The 11,330-nt window shown below is 44.3% G+C and carries 8 protein-coding genes; all 8 read right to left on the reverse strand.

Annotation, left to right across the window (positions count from 1 at the left end; genetic code table 11):
* Nucleotides 1–349: 349 nt before the first annotated feature.
* Nucleotides 350–2,011: an AAA family ATPase gene (locus VGA95_07265; GenBank protein ID HEX9666346.1), complete on the reverse strand. Its 1,662-nt coding sequence runs from the start codon at nt 2,009–2,011 to the stop codon at nt 350–352.
* A gap of 489 nt (nt 2,012–2,500) precedes the next feature.
* Nucleotides 2,501–3,454 (reverse strand): hypothetical protein, encoded by a 954-nt coding sequence (locus VGA95_07270; protein HEX9666347.1) that lies wholly within the window; start codon nt 3,452–3,454, stop codon nt 2,501–2,503.
* A 9-nt stretch (nt 3,455–3,463) separates the two neighbouring features.
* The gene (locus VGA95_07275; protein ID HEX9666348.1) at nt 3,464–3,850 is read right to left on the reverse strand and encodes a hypothetical protein; all 387 of its coding nucleotides are present in this window, start codon (nt 3,848–3,850) and stop codon (nt 3,464–3,466) included.
* Nucleotides 3,851–3,901: 51 nt separating this feature from the next.
* Nucleotides 3,902–4,345, reverse strand: coding sequence for a hypothetical protein (locus tag VGA95_07280; GenBank protein HEX9666349.1), 444 nt, complete (start codon nt 4,343–4,345; stop codon nt 3,902–3,904).
* A 6-nt stretch (nt 4,346–4,351) separates the two neighbouring features.
* Nucleotides 4,352–5,062: a hypothetical protein gene (locus VGA95_07285; protein ID HEX9666350.1), complete on the reverse strand. Its 711-nt coding sequence runs from the start codon at nt 5,060–5,062 to the stop codon at nt 4,352–4,354.
* A 77-nt stretch (nt 5,063–5,139) separates the two neighbouring features.
* Entirely contained in the window at nt 5,140–6,786 is a 1,647-nt protein-coding gene (locus VGA95_07290; protein ID HEX9666351.1) for an N-6 DNA methylase, read from the reverse strand.
* A 27-nt stretch (nt 6,787–6,813) separates the two neighbouring features.
* Complete coding sequence (locus VGA95_07295) at nt 6,814–9,909, reverse strand: DNA methyltransferase (GenBank protein HEX9666352.1); 3,096 nt, start codon at nt 9,907–9,909, stop codon at nt 6,814–6,816.
* A complete protein-coding gene (lexA, locus tag VGA95_07300; GenBank protein ID HEX9666353.1) occupies nt 9,884–10,525 on the reverse strand; it encodes a transcriptional repressor LexA in 642 nt (213 codons plus the stop codon). The genes VGA95_07295 and lexA overlap by 26 nt, the downstream gene beginning before the upstream one ends.
* Nucleotides 10,526–11,330 lie beyond the last annotated feature (805 nt).

Consider the following 11,330-nt stretch of genomic DNA (forward strand, 5'->3'; position numbering starts at 1 on the left):
GCTGTGCCTTTCTGACGAAATCCGAATCTATTTCCAATCCGAATACGCCTGACGCCTGTCACGCCCCTTGCACACCCCATGAGCGCCTGTGACTCAGCAAGGGGGGCGTGCCAGGCTACTCATGGCCTCCGTCACTCGCCCATAAGCGAGTGCCCTCGGCACCGTGTGGCGCGGTTCGTCCCTGCCTGAACGCCTGCCTGTCGGCAGACAGGGCAGGCAGGTCTTGCCAGGGGCCGCCGCCATGACGATTCTTTTATCCTTATTCTGTTTTACGTCAGTGATGTCGGCGCGCGCAGGCCAGCGAAAACCAAAGGTTGAGCCCGAGCACGCCGACAGCAGATAGTTCCCTTTAACGTTTATCAATCTCCAGAAGCCGATTGATTGGATTCTTCAAGCAATCTGGAACTTCAGCAGCTTTCATACTTTGAAATCGAATGAGTGCTTGGCTCACCTTCTCGGATTCGTCATGTGGAAGACCGACCTCAGATTCAAAATCTGGCTTCAGGAAGAAGAGCCTATCAGCATCCGCGACATTCTGAAGAGCCTCATTCCATTGTTTGTGCTTGTTATTTTCTTTCTCCGGTCGATCCTTATGCGTGTCCTCATCCGCTAGTACAATATAAGGAATACCTAACGCTTTTACCACGAGTACAAATAAAGGCAGTTTTGTCTTGCCTCCACATTCGACTATCGAGATTCCAGATTGGTTAATGTCTATACCGAGCGCACGAAATACAAGTGAAAGGGCTATCTTCTCCGTAATTCCCTCTACTAGCATCACTTTGCTGGCAAAAAATAGTTCATTGCGTTGTGCATCGAACTCCGTCATCAATCGCAGCGCCTTGCGATCATTTTCAGCGATCTCCACCTTTGTTGCTTGACTAATCCAAGTGCCCCGGTCCTTCGTGCGATGGACTTTCGCAACAGTTTCAGGCTGGTCTATGCGTACAAAGATCGGTGAGTGAGTTGTTAGAAAAACTTGGTTGCCATTTTCGGAAAGACGCCGAAGAACGGCTTCAAAGTAACGTGCCTTCTGTGGGTGAAGAAAAACTTCTGGTTCTTCAACAGCAAAAACAGCTCCCTCTTTTTTAAGTTCTTCGTATGTTCTGAAGATTCCTACAACGATAGCACTCTGCAAGCCTGCACCAACTTCACCAGCCGGACTCGTAATCCCCATTTGATCTACATAGAGTTGGAGGCTTTTGAAGACATGAGTAGGATCGTGACTTTCAAAATGCAGAGTTATCTTTCCCTCACCAGGATCTAAGCCCATTTGATCCATGGCATTTGCAGCCAGCCGCTTTTCAATATCCACGAACATATCCGTGCGCAGATACTTATAAGCATCTTTGACCGTTCGTTCAAAAGCGTCCTTCCGCGTCAGTTTCTGCATAGCTCCATCAGCTAAAGTGACATCGACCCTTGTCTTGTCGTTAAGAAAGTCGGTATTAACCTCATTAAAGATTTTCCGTAAGATAGACCAGCGATTGCCAGGATTCTGACGGTCGTATTCTCTAAGAACACCGACGTAAATGAAAGGGATTTCCTCACGGCGGTCGTTAGATACACGAAGCGGCAACCACTGGCCCTCATATTTTTCACCTTTCTTCAGCCGCGTTGCTGGATAAACAATTCCCTTCCCATTGCTATTAATGCAAACATAATCCACTTTGAGGGTGCCTGCTGGTTTCTTACCAACAAGTTTTTTATACGCTTTGCATCGAAGCTCAAAACCTGCAATCCCTACCTGATACCCATTGGGTTGGTCCTGGATCTCCTTGTCAAAATATACCTGTATGACAATATCTTTGGATGTATCTTGGCTGAAAAAATCCTCTTCAGAGAAGCTTCGTTCACTGGGCCACGCTTCACCGAGAACCAGGTTAATAGCGCGGAGAACATTGGATTTACCGGTGTTATTCTCTCCAACCAGTACACAGTAGGAACTTGGAATAAATGTGGTTTCTTTGATCGATCTAAAATGTTCAATGTGAACTCGAGCGATCCGCATAACTGTGCTTCTTTAACGGTCTTGGTACTCCGAACTCCAACCGCTCCACCCACCGACGCACACGACACGTAATCCAGGTCTCGAAATACGGCTTTCCCTGTTCATGATGTTACCCCACGGCTGAACTCGCTTAATCAGCAAGCTCTCGACATCAGCAAGAAGTTCACGACTCAGGCGTCGCCCAGACTCGATGGCTACGTCACCGACAAGGACAACGTGTTTCTTGATACCCCGCTCCCTTTCCAGCGCATCCCAAAACGCTACTTTGGAAGAACGGGTCCAACGTTGCCTGACCGTGATACCATCTGCTTTCCCGATGTAAAGGATCTCTTTTGCAAGATGATCGAGGTAGGCATATAAAACACGTGTCCAATCCCATGCGAGATCGGATTCTCCTCGAATCCGTCGCCATTTAATCTCAACGATCATGTCAGATCCAATAGAGGAGACACGCTTATCTCTTCATAAGGAGGTTATGGGACCAAACCTTTATCCCCACTGACAGACTGCTATCTCATTCCCCGTGATAATTCGGAATTCATGCCCTCCGTTGACCCAGGAGCCACAGTCCATCAGGTAATAGGTCGCGCCATTATGAGGACGGGTGACTAACCGGGCTTGGTGAGTGTGGCCGATGACAGCACAGACCAAATTTGGAAGCTGCTGGTGATCATCGGTTTGACCGTTCCGATATTTCTCAATGACACCGACATAGTAGTTGATGTATTCATGGGTGTTAAATCCTGTCGGGTCTTTGACGGGAGTCAATCCCGCATTGTAGATCGTAAATGTCCGCGAAATCGAGTCCCAAATATTACCAAGGATCAGATCAATGTCCGGTTCGATATACTCCATCGCACTGATGACCTTGGTGATCTCACGGCCAATGACGCCGGTCCACCGATCCTGATTATTGGCGAAATCGGCCTGGAACCCATGCTCATAGAAAACCGTGACTTCACTAGCTTTGTTCTTGGCGTAATGTCGCCATTTTCGTTTAAAAGTGACGCCTTTCTTTTGGTAGTAATGCCAGAGATCAATATCGTGGTTGCCGATGACATAAACGGTTTTCAGCTTTTCCATGAGTCCAAGAACGTTCGTATATTTTGACTCAATCAAATTGGTATTCCCTCTGGCCTGCCACAGATCATACATATCGCCCAATTGGACAATCTCTAAGTTCTCTTTCAGCTTCGCCTTAAGTTCGATGAGAAAATCCAGGAAATCCGTAAAGCGTTCTTCATGGGCCGTTCTTTTTCCCAATGTTTCTTTGGCTCGTTTTCCATCGAGAAAATCGTCGTTCGGCCCTTTCTCAAGAAGGTGCATGTCAGGAATGGCAAGCGTCAACTTATCCGTGAGCTCCTGTCCGGCTGTCAGCCTGAAATTCTTATACACCATGGCCTTCCCGCCGGACCTTTTTAAAAACTCATCAACGCTGACCATGTATCTTCCCTATTTCTTCCCGCATACTTCGATCTTGGTGATGACTTCCTGAAACCTCACCTTTTCCCCTTCCTGGATCTCCCGCCGCTCTGTGTAAAAGATTACGTTCTTGCTCTTATAGACCCTGGCATTCTTACTGAGATCCTGGTCGGGTTGAGGCAAAGGGAATTCATCCGGTTCACCGAGCAGTTCTTCCACCTTCTGCCACGTGAGATTATCTTTATATTCGACACAAACTAAGCCAGATTTTGCTTCTTCAAGGGTCTCGGTCGCTGCCAGTGACAGACTCCCACAGGATGATAAAAATAAGCTGGCACAGATCAGGATTGCTGTAAAGCGGGTCTTTATTCTAGTCGCCGCATACATACTACACAAGAAAACTGGAAGTTGGCCCATCGGCATGCTGACAGAAATAGTTATCTGAACGCAGGCTTAAACATTTGATAATCATTTGGTAAACCTTTTATATAACCACAGAATACCCATAGCCAGAAGTGCAATACTAAGGACAACAGCACTCTTTTGCACTGTCCAAATCACAGTATTCCAGTCATTTAATCTATTAGCGCCATTATCCTGTATGAATATCCAACCACATACGGCTAAACCAGCAACGAAAATACTTTGCTCTACACTTAATTTACTCAACAAATATTTATCAAGAAGTGCTACTGAGCTTGGGGCAAAAGCCTGTTCTCTCGCTTCTTCTTCTCCAATTTCAGGCGCGCTTGTTGTATCCCTCGAAAGCAACCCCATACCCGTAGGAACTTCCAAGCTAGCATCAGGGCCCAATGTGGAATTTGAATGGACTTCTTGTTCTACGGTCGCCGAGCTGGTCGATGCTTGGAACCTCTCTCGTTCTCGCATTCGTTTTTTCTGTTTTTTTGACATTTCAAGTTACTTGGTAAGTATTAAAGTCTTGATTTTTTCATGCTTAGACCATGCTTCTCTCGAAAAAATCGAGATCTTATTCACTATTTCCTTGTCTTCCATCACTGCATTTGGCTTCAGCCAGTAGTCAATATCAAAGTAAAAACCTACTTCTGGAAAATCAGTTTTTTGACTAAAAAATTCCTTTATTTGATCTTTAGGCATAGGTCCACTCATGGTATTAAAGTTACCATGCTTATCTGCGAAATTGAGGGGGCCTCCGATGTCGATCAGCTTCGCCTCATACGCTGTTATTAGTTCTTTTGTCGGGACTAAGTATCGAGAAGCGTATCGATCCCGAAGTTCATCAAAACTACCGCCAAAAGAAGTGCAGAACTTTGATCGAATCCCAATCCTTTGGACAAAGAGAGGGTTAATGAATCCATCAAAACCTAGAACGAATCTAAAGAATTTAACTACCTTATCAGGAAAAAATGTTGCCGTTGGGCTCGTAAAACACACACACCCCGCATTGCTGAAACCGACGAACACCCTAAGTTTATTTTCCTTATCATGAACGTCAACCCTATTCTCCACAATTAGCCACTCTGATAGCTCAAGATGCTTAGACAAGCTTTCTGCCCATACTCCACGATGATCAAGGATTTTAGCGTTAGGTTTATAGCGTATTTCGAAAATGTGCTCGTTGATCGTGCGTCCTATCTCATGAGTTGTCATGACATTAACTCCTTTTCAAATACATTTGACATCAATCTGCTTCCGAATCTGTGGATTTGTGGACCATTCGGCCCTCCCTATTTTTTCTTTCTTCCGATTCTCCGATTTCGTAGCTTGTACCAAATGTTCTGTAGTAGGCTGACTTCGCTCTCTGAGAAACCAAGTCCTTTTCTTAGAAGAATTCCATCGTTTATCTTAAGAACGTGTTCAACTTCTCCACAGCGTAGGGATTTATCTAAAAAATCGAAGTCAAGTTTTTCACTACAAGGGAACGGAAGAGGAAGTTTCTCTGCTTCATTGGGCTCAAGTTCTAGCACTCCACCTCCATAGCTTCGTCCAATTATCTCTGAAAAAGAGAAGGTCAATGAATTCAGAAAAGCCCCGGCAAAATATTTTTTATCTAAACTATTTTTAAATCGTACGCGGTGAATTGTGTCAGTACATGTAGCTTTGGCATCGTTCAATACGATCTTCGGATGATAGTGAATTTGCCGCAGCATAAAAGCATCCGGCACCCAAACAGAAGGAACGATGTACCACAACTTACGAATGCTGCATTTATAACCCTTGTGCAGGCTCTGTTTCTCTCCCGATAGCACATACTCTTGTGCGGTTTTCGGCAACTTGTCAAAGTTTACCGGCGGTAAATCCAGAAGGAACGCCGGAAATTTTTTCCTGATGTTTTCTTGAAAGTCCTCTTCAGAAAAGATAATACCTTGAAGATGTCCACTCCGCCCAACAACCCGCTGTGTGTACTTATCAAGTCTATATTCGGTAGTTTGTGGCTTACTAAGCACAAAAAAGTCATTCATTCCTGTGACGACGCCAACATCCACTTCAGCGATATCCCCTAAAACACAAAGCCTTCTGTCTTGACGTAGCTTTCTAACTAGATGAATTTCATCATTAGTCAGATAGTATTGAGTCCACTTCTCAGTTGAGTGATCCATCAATTTTAGTTCACTCTCAGCAGAAGTGTGCTTATAACGGGAAAGTTCATCAAGGTCATTTAGCTCGACAATTGTGATTCCCGTCTTTTCATGACCGTCACGTTCTCCTGTAAAAAGCACAACTTCCTGCTGAATATCATCGAAAAGTAATTTCTTAAAGGTGAAAATTGTGATTCTGCTATAGTAGTTACTCAAAAAATATCTGAGATCAGCGGCATAATTAACTTGCAACAATTCCGCTGGAATTACCATTGCCAGCCGTCCATGCTTTTTTAACAGAAGCGCGGAGGCGACAAGAAATGGCACCCACACATTTGTAAGGCGGTTAGGTCGAAGCCCCATTAGTTTCATGAGTTGAAAAGCAATCACTCGGTGTTCCTCGGGGAAATATTGATACCTGATAAATGGAGGATTTCCAATGATCGCATCAAATTTCTGATCGTTAAGATGCTTTACACAATAGGCAAAGAAGTCACCGATATGTATCTGTTTCTGACTTTGAGATATACAATACTTTTCAAGACGCTCGATTGCTTTCAATGCTTCCTTTTGATCATATTCGACACCAGAAATTTGCTTGCTAATGTTTTTCTTGGTGACTCCAAGCCCTAATAATCTCTCAATAGCAGCCTCGATGAAGGCGCCGTCTCCACAGCTTGGCTCAAGTACCGCTGCCTCTGAAGATGTTATGGCCCAGGAAGCCAAAAAATCGCAAATAACTTTTGGAGTATAGTAACTACCTCGAAGTTTTCGATGCGTCGGGAGCCGCTTCATAAGATCACTGTTTTAAAAACTCAGGAGTTAGATTCGTTTGCATAATTCAACCTCGACCGGTTGAATACTATATAACTGGCATACCAACAGATCTAGTTCTTGTCTCAATGAATGTATTTTTCTCTTGAGCAAGAGTTTTTTGTGAGGTGTAGCAACCGATGTAGTCTTATCGTTAAGTACGATTAGCTGCTGCACCAAATTAACTACCTGATTGTGAAGCTTCGCATCTGATGAATTCTTAAGGTCAATATTTCGAATGGGGATATCTTTAATGAACTGTTTCCCATGAGAATAATAACCTCCTCTAAAAAAGCTGCTCCCAGAGCGCACCATTGCCTCAAACACTGGGCTGCAAAGAATTGCTTGTAAGTAAAAGAGAGAGACTGTTACCTTATTTTTTAGCCGTATGGCGTAGTAAGGACCATTGCCGCCACCGGTGATTACAATATTATTGTCATCATAGGCATATCGTGGTTCTGTAGAAAGGATCGGGAAAATTATTTTTTCACCTTCAAATTTAGACAAACTTTGTGATCGCCCGTACCTGTACCAAGTTTTTTTAGAAAAATTCTGAACGTTTCTCTTCGGAGGAATAAGCGCAGTTTTATAAAACTTTAGATACTTCCAACAAACCGGGAACTGTGAGCGCATCTCTACCTCTGTATACAGCTTGGCAGTACGCCCAGAAACCTTATAAGGAAAGATGATGTAGGTATTGGGCTTGGGTCTGCCAAATGCTTCAAGGGGAGCATCAAGTAAACATGGTCGTAAGATACTCTTTTCAATTCGCCATGACTTTCCACTCAGATCCTGAAATATCACAGTCTTGCTTGTTTCAGACAGAGGATGAATAACGTATACACTGTCCTTACTTGTCTGAACACCAACAAATATCTCTGCAATTTCAGAAAGCTTGGTCTGTTTCCCCTCTCTAAGCCTTGCGAAAAGCTGTAAAACATTCTCCGGCAAAAATATCCATGGTTCACTAGTAATGCTATGTGTGGCAAGCGAGATAATTGCACCAGGTTTTTCATCACACCATGTCGAAAGGTCTCTGACTCGCTCAACCTTGAACTCTTGTGTGGGCGATTTGCTAAGGATTAAAAGACAGGTATAGGTCGTGGTATCGCCTCCGAACACCTGAAGAACTCCAAAATCAACAATTTCTTTTAAATGCTTGCCTGAACTGATGAGGCTACGAAGCGCTTTGCCAGCTTTGATTTTGAAGAATTTGTGGGGAACAATGTATCCAATAAGTCCGGAAGGTTTTAAAAGATTGAGAGCCCTCTCGACGAACAACATATATTTATCAAAATTGCTGCCCTGAGCGCATCTATAGGGGGACTTTTCACTCTGGTAAAACTTAACTTCATCCGCTGCATATTTCACCATATTCTGAATGCGGATATATGGTGGATTGCCAACGATAAGATCAAATCCTCCTGCCTCAAATATTTCTCGAAACGCATCATTCCAATCAAAAATATTTATTCTCTCTAATTTTTGCTCCTGTTTGAGCGCTTGCTTGTCAAAACTATAATATGATTTGTCTACCAAACTATTTCCACATACGATATTCTGATTCAAATTCGGCAATGCCTGTTTTTTAAATTTTCCAAAATGGCCTTCTATTGTTTCGTTACTCTCATTTTCTAAAATCTTTAACAACAAACTAAATCGTGACACTTCTACAACCTGGACATCTACATCAACACCATAAATATTGTTTAAAAGAATCCGTTGCTTCTCATCGAGAGTAAGCCTCCATTCATTATTCGGGCCCTCATATAACTTTGTCTGATGTTTTTGAATGCCATCTCTGAGATACCAATCAAGACAATAATTCATCAGATAATCGTAGGCGGCTACCAAGAAAGCACCCGAACCGCACGCAATATCTACCAAACGGAGTTTCGAGAGTTCTTCAGGTGTTTTCCCCTTGCACAATGGAACAAGTGTCTTTTTAAGGATGGATTCAACAATAAAACCAGGAGTCTTTACGATGCCACTGGATTGTTTTACTTCGGGCTTTTCGATGGCTACAACTTTGGCACCAGACTTTACTTCAACCGATTTAGATAAAAACAGCTCATAAATTTCACTAAGAATTTTTGCGTCTACGACCGAGAACGCGTATGGACTTTCAGGATAATAGAGTTCTTTAAAGATCAAAATTAATACCTGACTACCTACGCTCACTTTAAGGGACAGTTCATCCTCGATAAAATCAAATAGATCGGAATTATATTTTTTGTCAGCTTTATCAAAAAGCTTTTTAAGGATTTGATAAGTATTCTCTGTTCCTAGGTCCTTGAGCGTACCGTACTTTTCAAGATTCCGATCTTCACAGATCCGTAAAAATATAATCCTGTTAAGTAAGCGTTGTACCAGAAAATTTAATTCGACAACATTCAGTTCATGATTATTAGAGATGAGATCTTCGGCCAATTGCACACGCCAGTTTTCAATCTGCTTGAGAAAGAAATCATCGAAAGGTTCTGCGCCCGGATGTTCAATATCACCCCTGAATACTTCATCAAATTTTCCGGAGAAAGCCGATTCTCTTGAGAGATAGGCATAAATCTCATCAAATTTTTGAACATACTCACTGTGAGAATATATTTTCCGTCGTGCTACGTTTGCGTTATCTGTTGATTTTGGAACGTTCCGGCAGTCATAGATTATGAGCTGATCAAAATTCGTTAGAATACAAACAGGCAAACTTGCACTCCAACCGTAACGCTTAGCCTGAAAGGCCGGTTTACCATCTGTTCTAATTGAGATAGAAGGTTTTTTCGCTTCAACGAAAAACTTGCGTTTACCTGCTACACGGAAAGCATAGTCTGGTCTTTTGGTAAAGCTTTCATCGTCAAAGCTGTATTCAACGACTACTTCCCGTAGGTGTTGAGCCAAGCCTTTTTCATTAGTGATGTCCCATCCCAGTAATTCAAAGAATGGATCAATGAAATCTCTACGAAGCTGAGTTTCATTGTAATCGGAGCCAGATCGCAAATATTCATTAGCATGAGAATGAAACCTGCCAACAAGCTCCTTGAGTCTGTTTAGTGCTTCTTGTTTGTCGATAAACATGGCCGCTTCAGGAAATCTTCCGCAAGTTTGCAATAACTTTCCCTAAAACTCTGAAATCCTCTCTTGGCAAGACCTTAATTGGCTGCATAGTATCGTTCTCAGGTTGCAAGACAACTGCTCCATCCCTTCGGAAAAACCTTTTCACTGTTGCCTCATCCCCCAGCAGGGCAATGACTATATCCCCATTTTCTGCCATTGACTGTTGATGGGCTATGACAATATCCCCCTGATAGATACCGGCCTTGATCATGCTATCTCCATGCACTGTCAAAGCAAAGAGCCGCCCATATCGGTGGACCAGAGATTTATCTACGCCAATTGTTGTCTCGATGTTTTCTTCGGCAAGTAGCGGAGACCCTGCCGAGATTCTACCGACTAGTGGAACGGCGACGGTATTGGGTCGACCATTCTTTTCCTTACCCTTACTTGTGTCGGTAACTTCTATCCCTCTCGATTTATGGGGATGTCGCTTAATCCATCCCTTTTTGACAAGCGCTTTAAGGTGCTGTCCTGCCGCATTGGGCGACTTAAAAGAGAACTGTTTTTGGATTTCAGAGATGGTTGGTGGAAAACCCAGGCTTTCAATCTGACTGGCAATAAAATCAAGAATGTCTTGCTGGCGTTCTGTTAGTAAAACCCTCTCGATCATTATCAACTACCCTTAGGTTAAATTGTTCTTTATATACTGTAAATTTATACACGTGTCAAGAAAAAAGTTGATTCGTTCATTTGCAAGGGGCAAGTAGCAGGGTCATCTAGTTCTTTCCAGGGGGCGGGGGAGCCCCGACTGGTGGGAGGGGCGGGGCTGAGGCGGTCTGCATGGGTGAGTGCCTGAATGCAATGAAGGCACGAAAGCCGCCGACCCCTTGATGAGATTTTTATCAAGGGGATGCCGCGCCCAAGCAAGGCAAGGCGGCGGCCCTGCCCGCCGAAGCTGGCCGAAGGCCAGGCAGGCTAGTTGCCCGGAGTGAGCAACGAAGGGCAACAACTGACTGGCTTGAAAACTCGCATGGTGGCGAAGGAACGAAGCCACGATGCGACACCACATTATTTGAGCCAACGGAGGGAGTCTGCCGCAGGCAGTCTCCCAAAGTTGATCAGGCGTGATTGAGAGTGCTATGCTTGGGCGATTTATCAGTGCGAATGGAGTTAGCCCTTTTGCCCTTAGAGGCGGCGGCCCCTGGCAAGTGACGAACCGCGCCACACGGTGCCGAGGGCACGAGCTTTGCGGCTCATCAGGGGCTCTGCCCGCAGGCAGCGAAAGACCCGAAGGGGCTGAAGCCCGAGGACAGAGACCCTGAGAGCCCATGCAAGGGCGAGTGACGGAGGCCATGAGTAGCCTGGCACGCCCCCCTTGCTGAGTCACAGGCGCTCATGGGGTGTGCAAGGGGCGTGACAGGCGTCAGGCGTATTCGGATTGGAAATAGATTCGGATTTCGTCAGAAAGGCACAGC

Source organism: Thermodesulfobacteriota bacterium (genome assembly GCA_036397855.1).
Classification (GTDB): Bacteria; Desulfobacterota_D; UBA1144; order Nemesobacterales; family CSP1-2; genus DASWID01.